At 73.5% G+C, this 14,978-nt stretch carries 13 protein-coding genes and 1 riboswitch; of the genes, 5 read left to right on the forward strand and 8 right to left on the reverse strand.

Going from position 1 to position 14,978, the window contains the following annotated elements:
* The first annotated feature begins 171 nt into the window (after nt 1-171).
* On the forward strand, nt 172-1,968 hold the full coding sequence (locus tag Srubr_RS08290; RefSeq protein WP_189996544.1) for an AMP-dependent synthetase/ligase: 1,797 nt from the start codon (nt 172-174) through the stop codon (nt 1,966-1,968).
* A gap of 99 nt (nt 1,969-2,067) precedes the next feature.
* Here Srubr_RS08290 and Srubr_RS08295 read toward each other — a convergent pair whose 3' ends face one another.
* On the reverse strand, nt 2,068-3,210 hold the full coding sequence (locus Srubr_RS08295; protein WP_189996543.1) for a glycosyltransferase family 4 protein: 1,143 nt from the start codon (nt 3,208-3,210) through the stop codon (nt 2,068-2,070).
* 128 nt (nt 3,211-3,338) lie between these two features.
* Between Srubr_RS08295 and Srubr_RS08300 the strand changes: the two genes are divergently transcribed.
* Nucleotides 3,339-4,574 (forward strand): glycosyltransferase family 87 protein, encoded by a 1,236-nt coding sequence (locus tag Srubr_RS08300; protein ID WP_229926738.1) that lies wholly within the window; start codon nt 3,339-3,341, stop codon nt 4,572-4,574.
* Here the strand turns inward: Srubr_RS08300 and Srubr_RS08305 are convergent.
* On the reverse strand, nt 4,535-5,857 hold the full coding sequence (locus tag Srubr_RS08305) for an MATE family efflux transporter (RefSeq protein ID WP_189996541.1): 1,323 nt from the start codon (nt 5,855-5,857) through the stop codon (nt 4,535-4,537). The genes Srubr_RS08300 and Srubr_RS08305 overlap by 40 nt on opposite strands.
* Nucleotides 5,858-5,970: 113 nt before the next feature.
* On the opposite strand from Srubr_RS08305, the gene Srubr_RS08310 reads away from it, so the two are divergent.
* Nucleotides 5,971-6,498 (forward strand): PadR family transcriptional regulator, encoded by a 528-nt coding sequence (locus tag Srubr_RS08310; RefSeq protein WP_189996540.1) that lies wholly within the window; start codon nt 5,971-5,973, stop codon nt 6,496-6,498.
* 6 nt (nt 6,499-6,504) lie between these two features.
* Here Srubr_RS08310 and Srubr_RS08315 read toward each other — a convergent pair whose 3' ends face one another.
* From Srubr_RS08315 to Srubr_RS08335, 5 genes are all read right to left on the reverse strand, one after another.
* Complete coding sequence (locus tag Srubr_RS08315; RefSeq protein ID WP_189996539.1) at nt 6,505-7,689, reverse strand: hypothetical protein; 1,185 nt, start codon at nt 7,687-7,689, stop codon at nt 6,505-6,507.
* 27 nt (nt 7,690-7,716) lie between these two features.
* On the reverse strand, nt 7,717-8,724 hold the full coding sequence (locus tag Srubr_RS08320; RefSeq protein ID WP_189996538.1) for a C40 family peptidase: 1,008 nt from the start codon (nt 8,722-8,724) through the stop codon (nt 7,717-7,719).
* A 237-nt stretch (nt 8,725-8,961) separates the two neighbouring features.
* Nucleotides 8,962-10,032: a C40 family peptidase gene (locus Srubr_RS08325; protein ID WP_189996537.1), complete on the reverse strand. Its 1,071-nt coding sequence runs from the start codon at nt 10,030-10,032 to the stop codon at nt 8,962-8,964.
* 222 nt (nt 10,033-10,254) lie between these two features.
* Complete coding sequence (locus Srubr_RS08330; protein ID WP_189996536.1) at nt 10,255-11,598, reverse strand: NYN domain-containing protein; 1,344 nt, start codon at nt 11,596-11,598, stop codon at nt 10,255-10,257.
* Between the two features lie 47 nt (nt 11,599-11,645).
* Entirely contained in the window at nt 11,646-11,885 is a 240-nt protein-coding gene (locus Srubr_RS08335; protein WP_189996535.1) for a hypothetical protein, read from the reverse strand.
* A gap of 153 nt (nt 11,886-12,038) precedes the next feature.
* Here Srubr_RS08335 and Srubr_RS08340 point away from each other — a divergent pair, with 153 nt between their 5' ends.
* On the forward strand, nt 12,039-12,821 hold the full coding sequence (locus tag Srubr_RS08340; protein ID WP_189996534.1) for a rhomboid family intramembrane serine protease: 783 nt from the start codon (nt 12,039-12,041) through the stop codon (nt 12,819-12,821).
* Entirely contained in the window at nt 12,818-13,099 is a 282-nt protein-coding gene (locus tag Srubr_RS08345) for an Lrp/AsnC family transcriptional regulator (protein ID WP_189996533.1), read from the forward strand. Before Srubr_RS08340 ends, Srubr_RS08345 begins: the two co-directional genes overlap by 4 nt.
* A gap of 185 nt (nt 13,100-13,284) precedes the next feature.
* On the opposite strand, the gene Srubr_RS08350 is transcribed toward Srubr_RS08345, so the two are convergent.
* Entirely contained in the window at nt 13,285-14,646 is a 1,362-nt protein-coding gene (locus Srubr_RS08350; protein ID WP_189996532.1) for an aminotransferase class V-fold PLP-dependent enzyme, read from the reverse strand.
* Between the two features lie 147 nt (nt 14,647-14,793).
* Nucleotides 14,794-14,910, reverse strand: a riboswitch (SAM riboswitch).
* Nucleotides 14,911-14,978: the final 68 nt, after the last annotated feature.

Raw genomic sequence — 14,978 nt, forward strand, 5'->3', positions numbered from 1 at the left:
ACATCTCACCGGGACCCCCTGTCGTAGACGCCATACCGGCGGGTAACGTCCGGGCAGTCCAGTCGTGCTCGGATTTCAGCCACCGAAGACCCGAGCACCTGCCCGAGCCTTGGACCGCACCGTCGCATCGCACAACGTCGTGGCGTCGGCGCCCTATGAGGAGCAGCAGTCTTGCGCGAGTTCAGCCTTCCGGCTTTGTACGAGGTCCCTGCGGACGGAAATCTGACCGATATCGTCCGCAGAAACGCCGCGCAGCATCCCGACGTCGCCGTCATCGCCCGCAAGTCGCAGGGGGTCTGGCAGGACGTGACGGCCCGGGAGTTCCTGGCCGAGGTGCGCACCGCGGCCAAGGGCCTGATCGCCGCCGGGGTGCAGCCGGGCGACCGGGTGGGCCTGATGTCCCGGACCCGCTACGAGTGGACGCTGCTGGACTTCGCGATCTGGAGCGCGGGCGCCGTCACCGTGCCGGTGTACGAGACCAGTTCGCCGGAGCAGGTGCGCTGGATCCTGTCCGACTCGGGCGCGACGGCCTGTGTGGTGGAGCTGGACCATCACGCGGCGGCCGTGGAGTCGGTGCGCGAGTCGCTGCCCGCGCTGAAGCACGTCTGGCAGATCGAGTCCGGGGCCGTGGCCGAGCTGGGCCGGCTCGGCCAGGGCGTGTCGGACGAGACGGTGGAGGAGCGCGGTTCGCTCGCCCGGGCCGACGACCCGGCGACCATCGTGTACACCAGCGGCACCACCGGGCGCCCCAAGGGCTGTGTGCTCACCCACCGCAGCTTCTTCGCCGAGTGCGGGAACGTGGTGGAGCGGCTGCGTCCGCTGTTCCGCACCGGTGAGTGCTCCGTGCTGCTCTTCCTGCCGCTCGCCCATGTCTTCGGGCGGCTGGTGCAGGTGGCGCCGATGATGGCGCCGATCAAGCTGGGCTGCGTCCCGGACATCAAGAACCTCACCGACGAACTCGCCGCGTTCCGGCCGACGCTGATCCTCGGTGTGCCCCGGGTCTTCGAGAAGGTCTACAACGGGGCGCGCGCCAAGGCGCAGGCCGAGGGCAAGGGGAAGATCTTCGACAAGGCGGCGGACACCGCGATCGCCTACAGCAGGGCGCTGGACACCCCGTCCGGCCCGTCGTTCGGGCTGCGGCTGAAGCACAAGCTCTTCGACAAGCTGGTCTACGGCAAGCTGCGCGCGGTCCTCGGCGGCCGGGGCGAGTACGCCATCTCCGGCGGTGCCCCGCTCGGCGAACGGCTCGGCCACTTCTTCCGGGGCATCGGCTTCACGGTGCTGGAGGGGTACGGCCTGACCGAGTCCTGCGCGGCGACCGCGTTCAACCCGTGGGACCGGCAGAAGATCGGCACGGTCGGGCAGCCGCTGCCCGGTTCGGTGGTGCGGATCGCGGACGACGGCGAGGTGCTGCTGCACGGCGAGCACCTGTTCAAGGAGTACTGGAACAATCCGGGCGCGACGGCGGAGGCACTGGCCGACGGCTGGTTCCACACCGGTGACATCGGCACCCTGGACGAGGACGGCTACCTGCGCATCACCGGCCGGAAGAAGGAGATCATCGTCACGGCGGGCGGCAAGAACGTGGCCCCGGCGGTGATCGAGGACCGCATCCGGGCGCACGCGCTGGTCGCGGAGTGCATGGTGGTGGGCGACGGGCGGCCGTTCGTGGGCGCGCTGGTCACCATCGACGAGGAGTTCCTGGGCCGTTGGGCCGCCGAGCACGGCAAGCCGGCGAACTCCACGGCGGCGTCGCTGAAGGACGACCCGGACCTGCTCGCGGCGGTCCAGGCGGCGGTGGACGACGGCAACGCGGCGGTGTCCAAGGCCGAGTCGGTGCGCAAGTTCCGTGTGCTGTCCGCCCAGTTCACGGAGGAGTCGGGGCATCTGACGCCGTCGCTGAAGCTGAAGCGGAGCGTGGTGGCGAAGGACTACGCGGACGAGATCGAGGCGATCTACGCCAAGTAGCCGACGGCGCCGTCCGGGGTGCCGGGTGCGGTACGTCGGCGGCCTCCCGTGTTACGTGGTTGCTCGCGCCGTTCCTCGCGCCCCTTTCGGGGCGCTGCACTACAGCAAAGCCTTCAGGTTCTCCGCCAGCAGGTCCCAGCGCCACTTCTCCTCCACCCAGCGGCGGCCCCGCTCGCCCATCCGCCGGCGCAGTCCGGCGTCCTGGAGGAGGGTCACGATGCGGTCGGCGGCCTCGGCGGGCTCGCCGCCCCTGACCACCCAGCCGGTCTCGCCGTCCAGGACCGCGTCGGGGGCGCCGCCCGAGTCGCCCGCGACGACGGGCAGGCCGGTCGCGGAGGCCTCCAGGTAGACGATGCCGAGGCCCTCCACGTCCAGGCCGCCGCGCCGGGTGCGGCAGGGCATGGCGAACACGTCGCCGGCGCCGTAGTGCGCGGGCAGTTCGGACCAGGGCACGGCGCCGGTGAAGCGCACCGAGCCGGCGACACCGGTCTCCCGGGCGAGGCGGCGCAGGTCGCGTTCGTAGGGGCCGCCGCCGACGATCAGCAGGACGGCGTCCGGTTCGGCGGCCAGGATGCGGGGCATGGCCCGGATCAGGGTGTCCTGGCCCTTGCGCGGCACCAGCCGGGAGACGCAGACGACGACCGGCCGGTCGGTGAGGCCGAGCCGCGCGCGGACCGCGTCGCCGCCGGAGCCGGGGTGGAAGGTCTTCTCGTCCACGCCCGGCGGCAGTTGCACCATCCGCGCGGCCGCCTGCGGGGTCAGGGCGGTGGCGATCCGGGAGCGGGTGTACTCGCCGAGGTAGGTGAGCGTGTCCGTGGACTCCCCGATCCGGCGCAGCAGTTGCCGGGCGGCGGGCAGCTGGGCCCAGCCGGCCTCGTGCCCGTGGGTGGTGGCCACCAGCCGCCCGGCGCCGGCCCTGCGCAGTGCGGGCGCCATGAGCCCGAGGGGAGCCGCGGCGCCGAACCACACCGCGGTGCAGCCGTGCTCGCGCAGCAGCCCGGCCGCGCGCCGGGTGGCCGCGGGGGTGGGCAGCAGCATGGTGGCGCGGTCGCGGACGACGGTGAAGGGCTGCTCGGCGTCGAAGGCCGCGGTGGCCTCGGCGCCCTCCCGGCCGCGCTTCCAGGTGGAGGCGTAGACGACCAGCCGGCCGGGGTCCAGGCGGAGGGCCATGTTGTGCAGGAAGGCCTGGATGCCGCCCGGCCGGGGCGGGAAGTCGTTGGTGACGATCAGGGTCTTTCGCATCGCCGCCGACCCTACCGAACGGGCCGTACCCGGCCGGGCGCGGCCGGGTCCGTGGCACGCGCACAGGATCGGGGGACATCATGGTCGCTCGCAACGGATTCGAGCGGATTCGAACGGCAGGGGATCACGTGGACACCAAGGGCGCCGGACGGTCCCCGCTGTGGCTGCTCGCGGCCTGGGCGGTGACCCGCGCGGCGCTGCTGCTGTTCGTGTTCCGGGTCCACGTCTTCCCGGGCCCGGACGTCACCACGGACGTGTCGGTGATCTACCGCGGCTGGTACGAGGTGCTGCGCCAGGGAACGTTTCCGCTGGACGACGTCACCTGGCAGTACCCGCCCGCCGCGGCCCTCGCGATCCTCTCCCCCGCCGTCCTGCCCTTCCTGTCGTACGCGCACGCCTTCTTCGTCCTGGCGTGCCTGTCCGACGCCGTGGTGCTGGCGCTGCTGGCGTACGCGGGCGGGCGGCCCGGCCGGTCCCCGCGCGGGGCCTGGGTGTGGGTGGCGGGCGTGCCGCTGCTCGGGCCGACGGTGTACGCCCGCTACGACCTGATGGTGACCGCCGTCGCCGTGGCGGCGCTGCTGGCCGGGGCCCGGCACCCGCGGGTACTGGGGGCGCTGGCCGCGGTCGGGGCGCTGGTGAAGGTGTGGCCGGCGCTGCTGCTGGCCGGTGCCGTCCGGCGGCGGGCGTGGGTGTCGGCGACGGTGACCGGGGCGGGCGTCGCGCTGCTGTTCGCGGTGTCCGTGCCGGGCGCGTTCGCGTTCCTGACCTTCCAGCGGGACAGGGGCACCGAGGTGGAGTCGCTGGGCGCCCTGGTCTTCCACGTGGCCCGGCACTTCGGCTGGCGCGGCGAGGTGCTGCTGAACTACGGCTCGATCGAGTTCCTGGGCCCGTGGGTGAACGTGGTGAGCACGGCCGCGCTGGCGCTGACCGGGGCCGCGTTCGGCTGGCTGCTGCTGTGGCGGCTGCGGGCGAGGGAGCTGACGGGCGCCGTCCTCGCCGACGCGGCCCTGACGGCGGTGCTGCTGTTCACGGTGACCAGCCGGGTGATCAGCCCGCAGTACCTGGTGTGGCTGGTCGGCCTGGCCGCCGTGTGCCTGACGCACCGGGCGAGCCGCATGGGCGGGCCCGCACTGATGATCACGGGGGCGTCCTTCCTGACGGTCCTGGAGTTCCCGCTCGGCTTCTCGCACGTGGTGCTGAGCGACGGCTACGGCATCACGCTGCTGGTGCTGCGCAACGGCCTGCTGGTCGCGGCCACCCTCACCGCGGCCCGCCGCCTGTGGCGCGCGACGGTCCCGCCCCGCCCGGCCACCCCGCCACCCCCTCACCCCACCCGCACCACCCGGGCCCCGCTCTCCTCCTGACCCCGGCCCAGCCTCGCCGGCACCACGAGGCCCGCGCACTGCACGGCCATCGCCAGCGCCATCGCCAGACAGATCCCGGGCAGGCCGGCCCCGCGGAGCGCGGAGGCCAGAGCGAGCTGGACGGCGGTGCCGAGCAGGGTGACCCACATGAGCGCGGATGCCGCCCCGCTGCCCTCGAAGACCCCGCCGAGCGCGATGAAGCAGGCCATCAGCAGCAGGTACGGGCCCGTGCAGCGCAGGAACAGCACGCTCTGGCCGGCCACTTCGGGACCGGCTCCGAAAGCGGCCGTGATCCACGGGGCCGTGACCGCGAACAGGACGGCGGCGAGCAGGCCGAGCGCGCCGGACAGCAGCACCGCCTGGCGCCCTATGTCCCGGCGCGCGTCCAGGCCGGCGCCCCGGGTGTGCGCGGTGTGGATGGCCGCGGCCTGGCGTACGGCGTAGAAGGCCATCGTGGCGAGGTAGAGGACCTTGTAGGCGATCGAGTAGGCGGCCACCGCCGTCACCCCGAGCCGGGCCACGATCGCCACCAGCACGAGGGCCCCGCCCTGCCGCACGGTGAAGTCGGCGGCCATGGGCAGCCCGGTGGTGAGGGTGCGGCGCAAGGCGGCCCGGGTGCCCTCGGCGGGCCGGGCCCCGTCTCCGGAGCGCGGCAGCGCGGCGCGGCGCAGCGCACGCAGCCCGGCCGCCAGGGCCACCGCACGGCACAGCACGGTGGAGGCGGCGGCGCCCCGGACGCCGTAGAGGTGGATCAGCACCGGGTCGCAGAACAGGATCAGCCCGTTGGCCAGCAGGGCGAGCCGCATGGGGGTGCGGGTGTCGCCGGTGCCCTTGAGGATGCCGTCGACGAGCTGCTGGGCGAAGAAGACGGCCATGCCGGGCAGGGAGATCGCGAAGTAGGCGGCGGCCAGGCGCGTGGCCGTACCCTCGGCGCCGCCCAGTACCAGGGCGGCCAGCGGCTCGCGCAGCAGGAAGCCGCCCACCGCGACCACGGGCGTGATCAGGGCGCACAGGACCCGGCCGGCACGGATCGCGGAGCGCAGCGCGGCCGGGTCCCGGGCCCCGCGCGCGTGTGCCACCAGCACGGTCGTCCCCGAGGCGAAGACGAGGGCCACGCCGAGCAGCACGTTCTCGGTGTTGGTGGCGACGGCCACAGCGGCGACGGCGGGGCCGCCGAGCCGGGAGACCCAGACGGTGTTGATGATCCCGGAGGCGACGGAGGCGAGCAGGGAGAGGTAGACGGGGGCGGCGAGGGTGACGAGCTGCTTGCCGTGGGCGTTCATACGCCGACTCCTCAGGTTCCTCGAATCGAGCTACCACGATTCGAGGTAGCTCGATAAGAGGTAGCATGGGGGCGGGTTCCACGCAACGAGCGGGCCGCGAGGAGGAAGCGCACGTGCTGGAGTTGTCGATCCTGGGGTTCCTCGCCGAGGAACCACTGCACGGCTACGAGCTGAAGGAGCGCATCAAGGCCCTCAGCGGGCACGTCCGCCCGGTCAGCGACGGCGCGCTGTACCCGGCCATCAACCGGCTGGTCGCCGCCGGTCTGCTCGACCAGCACAGCGAGGAGGGCGCGAGCGCCGCCCCGCGCCGGGTGCTGTCGCTGACCGCGAAGGGCCGCGCGGAGCTGCTGGAGCGGCTGCGCAACCCCAAGCAGGCGGAGATCACCGACCAGGTCCGCTTCAACACGGTCCTCACCTTCCTGCGCCACCTGGACGACCCCGCCGCGCAGGCCGCCGTCCTGCGCCGCCGGCTGGACTTCCTCGACACCCCGGCGAGCTTCTTCTACCGGGACGGCGAGCCGGTGCGCGCCGAGGAGGCCGGGGACCTGTTCCGGGAGGGTGTGCTGCGGGTCGCCCGGGCCACCGGGCAGGCCGAACGGGCCTGGCTGCGGGAGGCGATCGGCGTGCTCGGCGGGGCGTAGGCCCGCTCAGCGCAACTGGGCCGTGACGTACGTCCGCCAGCGGGCGGTGAACGCCTGCGGGGTGGTGCCCAGGACCTCGCGCAGGGCCTTTTCGATCGCGCCGGGGCGTTCGGCGTGGGCGCCGACCGCGCGGTAGAAGGCGCCGAGCCGGGCCGCGCCCCACTGCTCGGCGATCATCCGGCAGGCCAGCCAGCCGCTCTCGTAGGCCCGCGCCAGCTGCACGGGGTCGCTGGTGAAGCCGAAGTCCTTGTCGGCGGGCAGGGCCCGGGGCACCTCGCCCTCCCGGACCGCGCGGGCCAGTTCGGGGGCGGCCTCGGCCGGGGTGCGGCCGGTGCCCAGGTAGCCGATCCAGTCGGCGTAGCCCTCGGACAGCCACAGCGGGGTGGCGGCGGTGGTGTCCGCCCGGGTGGCCACATGGGTCGTCTCATGGGTGAGGACGATCTGCTTGCCGGCGTCGCCGAGCATCGCGTACGCCTCCGGGTTGACCACCACCCGGTCCGCGGGCGCCCGCCCCGAGCCGCCCGCCTCGCCCGTGGTGACCGCCGCGATGCCCTTGTAGTCGGCGGCCGGCGCGCCGAGGAGGGCCGCCATGCCCGCCAGCGACTCGGGGACGAGGACGACCACCCGGCGGCTCCAGCGCGTACCCCACACCCCGGAGACGGCCGGGACCGCCCGGTCGGCCAGCCGCGCGAACCCGGAGAGGCCGGCCGGGCCGCCGGTGCCGAGCACCAGGCTGTGCGCGCCCCGGACGGCGCTCACCGTGCCCTGGTCCCACAGCTGCTGCCCGGCCTCCCGGGCGGGCCGGTCGGTGGCCACGTACCAGTGGCCGTCGGCGGTGCGGCCCAGGGTGAGGGTGCGGCGGGCGTCTACCGGGGCCTTGTCGTAGCCGGCGACGCGGTAGCTCAACTCGGCGTCGGCGGTGGCCCCGGAGGGGGTGCGGCGCACGGCGGTGACCCGGTAGGCGAAGGAGGCCAGCGGCAGGGCGCGCAGCCGGGCGTACTGGGCGCGGGTGCCGGTCTCGGCGTACGCCTGCTCGTCGCGGCCGAGCAGCGCGGCCGAGCGCCGGTCCAGCATCCGCTGCACCTCGGTGCGCACCGGATCGGCCGCCGGCCGCCCCTCGCACCCGGTGAGCGGCAGCAACAGCGCGAGCCCTACGGCTCCGATCCTCCACGCCCGCCCGCGACCAGCCACTTCCCGATGGTACGGCGCGCGGCCCGGTCAGGGCCGGGTGACCGAGGAGACCGGCATTATGCCGACCGGGTCGTACCGCACCGGGGCACCGGGATAGGGCGCGTGGATGACCTGGCCGTGGCCCGCGTACAGCGCCACATGGCTGGCGTCGGAGCGGTAGACGACCAGGTCGCCGGGGCGGGCCTGGGAGAGCGGGACCCGCCGGCCGGCGAACCGCTGCTCCTGCGAGGTGCGCGGCAGCCGGATGCCGGCGTGCGCGTACGCCCACTGCGTCAGCCCCGAACAGTCGAAGCCCGCCGGGCCGTTGGCGCCCCACACATAGGGGCGGCCGAGGGCGGCGCGGGCGGCGGCCAGGGCGGCTGCGGCCCGGCCGTCGGGTGCGTCGGCGGCGGCCGGACCGGGCAGGTCCGGGCGGCTGCCGCGGGAGGCCCGGTCCAGGGCGGCGCGTTCACCCGCGGACATGGCGTCGATCAGCTGCCGGGCCCGGGCGAGCTTGCGCTCCACGGCTCGCTTGTGGGCGGCCACGGCCCGGCGGCCGCGCTCCAGTTCGGCGAGGGCGTCATCGGCCTCCGCGCGCTCCTGGGCGAGTTCGCGCAGCGCGGACCGCAACTCCCCCAGCCGGCCGGCCTGGCGGGCGCCGAGGCGGTCGAGCAGGGCCGCCTTGTCCAGGTAGTCCTCGGGTCCGGCGGAGAAGAACAGGGCCACGGCCGGGTCGAGGCCGCCGGACCGGTACTGCGCGCCGGCCAGCGAACCGAGCTGTTCCCGCAGGTCGTTGACGCGCTGCTGCTGCCGGGCCAGGCGGTCCTGGGTGAGGCGCAGCCGCCGGCGCAGTTCACCGGTGCGCTCGGCGGCCTCGTCGTAGTCCTGGGTGGCCTTCTCGGCCTGCGCGTACAGCCGGTCCAGTTCGGCACGGCCGCCGGTGTCCGGCGCCGCGTGCGCCGGTGCGGCGCCGAGTGCCGCCGCGGCCGACAGCACGCACAGGGCGGCGGCGCCCCGGTCGAATCCGGACGGTGCAAGGCGGCGATGGGACCCCACGGCAGTCCTTCTGCTGGCGGACGTCTGATCCGTTGCCCCGGCGCCGGGGACGGGGAGGCCCCGGCGCCGGGAAACGCGGCAGACAGTAGCCGCGCGCGGGGGCCCGGACCAAAGACCTCGGCGTCAACACATGCTGACGCCCCGCCGCTGACGCAGGTCACCGGCGGGGCGTGGGGTCAATTCCGGTCCCGGCGATTCGCCCGTTCGGGCGCTACCGGGTCCGCGTGTCGCGGGGTGTCAGACGCGCACGCCCCACATGAACGGACCACCGATGGTGTTCATGGACTCGTACCGGACGACCGTGCCGGTGCGCGGGGCGTGCAGGACCTGGCCGTTGCCCGCGTACAGGCCGACGTGGTGCAGGTCGTTGAAGAAGAAGACGAGGTCGCCCACCTTCAGGTCGCTGACCGAGGTGATCCGCGTGCCGATCTGGGACTGCGCCTCGGAGGTGCGCGGGATGGAGACGCCGGCTTGGGCGTAGGCCCAGGAGGTCAGGCCCGAGCAGTCGAAGGAGGAGGGGCCGGTGGCGCCGTAGACGTACGGCGAGCCGAGCCTGGTCTGGGCGGCGGAGAAGGCTCCCTGGGCCCGGCCGGAGCCGGGCAGGGACCCGCCGAGGTCGGGACGCTCGCCGGTGCCGGTGGAGCGGCTGGCGCGCTCCTGGCTCTCCTGGGCGCGCTTCTGCTCCTGTTCGGCGAGCTGCTGCTTCTCCTTGGCGGTCAGGGTGTTCAGCAGCCGCTGCGCCTCGCCGAGCTTGGCCTGGACTTCCTTCTTCTTGTTGCCCAGTTCGGTGCGGGTGGCGGAGAGGTCCTTGAGCTTCTCGGTGGCCTCGGCCCGCTCCTGGGCGAGTTCGCGCTGCTTGTCCTGGATCTTCTTCAGCGCGTCGACCTGCTGGCTGCTCAACTGGTCGAGCGTGGACGCCTTGTCGAGGTAGTCGTCCGGGTTCGAGGACAGGAACAGCTGGACCGAGGCGTCGATGCCGCCGGAGCGGTACTGGGCGGTGGCCAGCGAACCCAGGCCGTCGCGCAGCTTGTTGAGCTCCTCCTGGCCGCGGGCGACGTTGTCCTGGATGGTGGAGATTTCCTTCTGCAGCTTCTGCTGCTTCTCCTTGGCGCCGTTGTACTTCTCGGTCGCCTGCTCGGCCTGCTCGTAGAGCTTGTCGACCTTCGCCTTCACCTCGTCCTTGCTCAGCTTCTCGCTGGGAGCGGCGTTGGCGGCGTTCGCGCTGAGCGCGACGGCAGCGGCGGCTGCGGTGGTCAGCACGGTCACGCGGGTGCGACTCGGCTGCTTGGGTCGACGATGGGACGCCACGGAGGGAGAACTCCTTCTTGAGAGTGATCACCCGTTCGGAGGTTCGAGCCAGACCCTAGTGACCTAGTTGTGATCAGTTCAAATCCTCACGGCAAAAAAACCCGTCACGCCATGCATTCTTTGCACACAACTCACGTGCAGTGAGACACGACTGACCCTGCGTCGCGTGTCGAGGCGGCCAATTCGGGCGTTATCGGCGCCTGCTGGGCCTTCGTGGCACCTTCAGGACAACCGCTTCAGAAGCACCGCGGAAGCCACCGGCCGGGCACCCGCCTTGGCAACCCCGTCGGCCACCTCCCGGTCGGTGGAGGCGACGATGACGGGGCGTCCCGGCGGCTCGGCGCGCACCAGTTGCCGGATCAGCTCGTCGGCGGTCACGCCCGGCTTCGAGAACAGAACCCGCACCCCGCGCGGCGGCGCGAGCAGGACCGGCGCGGCCAGTTCGGCACCGTCGAAGACACAGGTGACCTCGGCCCCCGTCTGCGCGGCGAGCGCCGAGAGCTGGCCCAGCAGCCTGAGCCGCTGCTTCTCCAGCGGCATCTGCGGATAGCCGGTCTTGGTCACGTTGTAGCCGTCGACGACCAGGTGCGCCTGCGGCAGCGCCAGCAACTGGTCGAGAATGGCCGGGTCGTTCTCCGACAGGGCGCGCGCCGCGATGTCCTTCGGGGTCATCCGGCCCGGCTCCACCGCGTCGACCGTCTCGGCCGGGCGCACCGACACCGGCGGCAGGGCGAGTTCGCGCCTGAGTCCCTGGGTCGCGTCCAGCAGGGTGTCCAGCAGCAGCCGTACCCGCATGTCCTCCACGCTGCGGCCCTCCCGGGCCGCCCGGCGGGTGGCCTCCAGCGCCGCCTCGGCCTCGCCGAGGCGGGCCTTGAGCCGCCGGGACTCGCTCTCCGCGGCCGACACCCGCGCGTGCGCCTCGGCACGTACGGCGTCGATCTCGCCGTGCGCCTTGCGCAGCGCGGCCTCGCCCCGCTTGACGTCGCTGAGCGCGGCGCGCAGCTTGCGGTGCAGCGACTCCGCTTCCTTCCGCGCCGACTCCAGCTCCGTACGCAGCCGTTCGGTCTCGGTCCGGGTGTGCTCGCGGGCCTGCGCCAGCTCCGCGCGCAGCCGCTCCAGCTCGGCCCGGCTCTCCTCGCCGGCCCGCTCGGCGTCCGCGCGCTGGGCCTCCTCGCCGGCCGCGGTGACCAGCTTCACCCAGCCCGCCGGGCGCAGCACGTAGGCCGCGGCCGCCACGTCGAGCGGGTCGGCGGCCGGGGGCGGGGAGCCGGCGTCGAGGGCCCCGGCGAGTTCCGGCTGCGCCTCCCGGAACCGCTCGCCGATCCGCTGCCGGAACAGCGCGTCCGTCTCCAGCGCCGCCGCCATCGCGTTCCCGGCGAACTTCGCCCGGCGGTTCGGGGCGAACCTGGCGTACTGCCTGAGCTGGGCGGGCAGTTCCGACAGGGTCAGCCCGCCGAAGCCGTCCGACACGATCTGTACGACCCGCCGGCGCACGCCGTCGGGCAGCGGACGGTCAAGCACCTCAGCGGTGCCGTCGCCCGGCCCCCCGCCTGCGGTCTCCACCATCCGTCACACACCCCAATACGAAAATGTCTCTCCGGGGGCCGCTCCGCTCAGGAGCCGGCGCCCGGCCTGTCCACGAGTTCCACCTGGTCCACCGCGTTGCACCAGCGGCAGCGCACCGACTCGATGGTCTCACTGACCACCTCGCGCTCCTCCACCGTCGGCTCACCGGCCAGGTCCAGGTGCGTGAACTCGACGACCTTCGACGAGCGGGTCACGTCGAAACGGGTGAGGTTGCCGCAGAGGGTGCAGCGCCACCGGGTCGTGGCAGTCGGCAGGGGAACCGTCATCGCGCTGGTCCGCTTCCTTCTCGTGTCGGTCCGCGCCGCTCCCCGACGCGTGTGGCTCGTAACCCTACGGCCTGGCGGGCGCCCGCCGCCTGTCCCTTCCGTGCGGCGAGGCGGTCTGTCAGCTTGCGTCCCGTTACGTCATGCTCTGTAGTCATGATCAGCTCCAGGAGCACGGCGGCCGGCAGGACCCTCAGAGCGGTCCGGGACACCCCGGCGCCGGTGACATACGGCCTCATCGCCCTGTGCTGTGTGCTCTTCGCCCTCGGCCCGGCCTCCGGGCTGGTCCCGGGGTACGGCACCGGGGACGCGCTGCTCGCCGCGCAGCGGGCGTACTTCCGGCGCTGGGGGGTGGTCCCGGCCGAGCTGTTCGACGGGCCGGCCGGGGCCGCGCTCACCCCGGCCACCGCGCTGTTCGTGCACGGCAGCTGGGTGCACCTGCTCGGCAACATGCTCTTCCTCTTCGTCTTCGGAGCGATGACCGAGGAACGGATGGGCCGGGTGGAGTTCGCCCTCTTCTACGTCGGCTGCGGCTGCGGCGCCCTGCTCGGCTACGCGGTGGCCAACGCCGCCTCCGGAGAGTCGCTGGTCGGCGCCTCCGGTGCGGTCTCGGCGGTCCTCGGAGCCTTCCTGTACCTGTTCCCCCGTGCGCGGGTGACCAGTCTGCTGCCGTTCCTGTTCTTCCTGCCGCTGCGCTTCCCGGCCTGGGTCGTGCTGCCCTGCTGGGCGGCCCTGCAGTGGCTGGCGGCCGAGCGCGCGCCCGACGGGCCCGGGGTGGCCTACCTCGCCCACCTGGTGGGTTTCGGCCTGGGCTTCGGCTACGCGTGGGTGCGCTACGGCAGGAGGAAGGGCGCGAAGGGCACAGCGGCGGGTGACGGGCGGGCGACTAGAGTGAAGGACGCACCGGCTCCGGTCACCGAGGGAGAGAGACAACCGTGATCACCGCGATCGTCCTGATCAAGACCAGCGTGGACCGGATCCCCGAGATCGCCGAACGGATCGCCGCGCTGGAGAACGTGAGCGAGGTCTTCTCGGTCACCGGCACCTACGACCTGATCGCCATGGTCCGGGTCGCCCGGCACGAGGACCTCGCCGAGGTCATCCCCGGCCGCATCAGCAAGATCCCCGGCGTGCAGGGCACGGACACGCACGTCGCGTTCCGCACCTACTCCCAGCACGACCTGGAAGCCGCGTTCGCGATCGGCCTGGACAGCTAGACCGGCGCCGCACCGCCGCACCGCCGCACCGCCACCGCCGGTGCCGCCGCGGCAGGCCGCGGGCCCGGGAGCCGTCGGCGGCCCGGCCCGCGAACAGGGTGGTGCCCACGAGGGCGACGGCCCGCGTGTCCGTGCCCGCGGGCATCCGCCGCGTCCTACGCGCCCGCCCGGCCGCCGGGCGCCGCTCACACCGCCGGTACGCAGCGGCCCTCCTCCGTGCGGTACTGCCACTTCGCGCCGTCCCGGACCAGTTCCCTGACGGCGTTCACGAAGCGGTCCACGTGCTCGTCGGGGGTGCCCGCGCCGAAGCTGACGCGGATGGCGTTGAGGGACTTCTCGCCGGGGGCCGCCTCGGGGGCGCCGCACTCGCCCTGGGTCTGCGGGTCGCTGCCGAGCAGGGTGCGCACCAGCGGGTGGGCGCAGAAGAGGCCGTCGCGGACGCCGATGCCGTACTCGGCGGAGAGCGCGGCGGCGAAGTGGGAGCTGTTCCAGCCGTCGACGACGAAGGAGAGGACGCCGACGCGCGGGGCGTCGTCGCCGAACAGGGACAGCACGCGCACCTCGGGCACCTCGGCCAGGCCCGCGCGGACCTTGGCGATCAGGTGCTGTTCACGGGCGACCAGGGTGTCCCAGCCGGCCTCGGTGAGGGCCTTGCAGGCGGCGGCGATGGCGTAGGCGCCGATGACGTTCGGGGAGCCGGCCTCGTGGCGGGCCGCGGTCTCGTGCCACTCGACGGCCACCCCGCCGTCCTCGCGCCGGGTCACCCGGCGGCTGGCGCCGCCGCCCGCGAGGTAGGGCTCGGCCGCCTGGAGCCAGTCGGCGCGGCCGGCCAGCACACCGGAGCCGAAGGGGGCGTACAGCTTGTGGCCGGAGAAGGCGATCCAGTCGACGTCGAGGTCGGTGACGGACACCGGGTGGTGCGGAGCGAGCTGGGCGGCGTCCAGGACGATCCGGGCGCCGTGGGCGTGCGCGGCGGCGGCCAGTTCGCGCACCGGCCACAGCTCGCCGGTGACGTTGGAGGCGCCGGTGACACAGACCAGGGCGGGGCCGTACGGGTCGCGGTCGGCCAGGGCCCGCTCCAGGATCTCGACGGCCTGGCCGGGGGTGCGCGGGGCGTCGAGGTAGGTGACGTGCGCGTGCTGCCAGGGCAGCAGGGAGGCGTGGTGCTCGGTCTCGAACACGAAGACCTGGCAGCCGGCCGGGATCGCCCGGGCCAGCAGGTTCAGGGAGTCGGTGGTCGAGCGGGTGAAGACGACCTGGTCGCCGGCCCGGCAGCCGAGGAACTCCGCGACCGTCCTGCGGGCGTTCTCGAACAGGTCGGTGGAGAGCTGGGAGAGGTAGCCGGCCCCGCGGTGGACGCTGCCGTAGTACGGGGCGTAGGCGGCGACGTCGTCCCAGACGCGCTGGAGGGCGGGGGCGCTGGCCGCGTAGTCGAGGGCCGCGTAGGTGACCTCCCCGCCGGTGACCAGCGGGACGGTGACATCCCGCCCCAGAACGGGCAGAGGGGTGCAAAGCGACTGGTCGGCGGCAGCGGTGGAGACGGACATGGCGGACTCCCGTGACGGAATACGAGGAAAGCTGAAGGAAAGCGAGAGAAAAGGGAAAGGGTGTGCGGAGGCGGGGCTCTGCGGCCCTAACGCATTCGCTTGCTCACGGAAGACTCCTCGACGACCAGGATCCCTGGTGGCACGAGGGATCCGCGCTTGCCGTGGACCTTGCTGTCCACGGCCTGGTCTTCACCCGGGGCACCCCGCCACGGACGGAGGGTTGCCGGACAGTCGGCCGGGGCCTCATGACTGTCACTCATGACCTGGTAGAGGAACGTACGTGAAGTGATCGCCGTCCCGCAACCCGGTGTCCGGATCGCGGGACGGCCCGC

The sequence above is a fragment of the Streptomyces rubradiris genome, assembly GCF_016860525.1.
In the GTDB taxonomy this organism is placed as follows: domain Bacteria; phylum Actinomycetota; class Actinomycetes; order Streptomycetales; family Streptomycetaceae; genus Streptomyces; species Streptomyces rubradiris.